This is a genomic window from Limosilactobacillus reuteri (assembly GCF_002254085.1).
Classification (GTDB): Bacteria; Bacillota; Bacilli; order Lactobacillales; family Lactobacillaceae; genus Limosilactobacillus; species Limosilactobacillus reuteri_K.
The window spans coordinates 1-257 of record NZ_NGPY01000089.1 but is presented as its reverse complement, the minus strand read 5'-3'; the positions used below and the strand labels follow the sequence as shown (position 1 = coordinate 257).

Below are 257 nucleotides of genomic sequence, written 5' to 3'. Positions count from 1 at the left end.
ACGGTTACTCATAAAACGCCGATTTAGCTTATTCTTAGCTTTCTTGCCATTTGGTCCCTTAGAGGAATCATACTTACGGACTCGCCGATTATATTTGATACATTTAAGTCCCATTTCATGCATTAAGTGCTGAATGCGCTTATGATTAGGTGTCTTTTTACCAATTAAGCGATAGTAGTCTCGAATTTGAGTGCTTAAACGGCGTACGCCGTATTCAGCTTGGTAGTAGTTAAAGAGGCCTTTAATAACGGCTTTAA

1 protein-coding gene is annotated in these 257 nt (G+C 38.9%); it reads right to left on the bottom strand.

What is annotated here, in order from left to right:
• Positions 1–257, bottom strand: a 257-nt coding sequence (locus tag CBG10_RS10550; protein ID WP_143452878.1) for an IS3 family transposase, incomplete at both ends; no start/stop codon positions are given.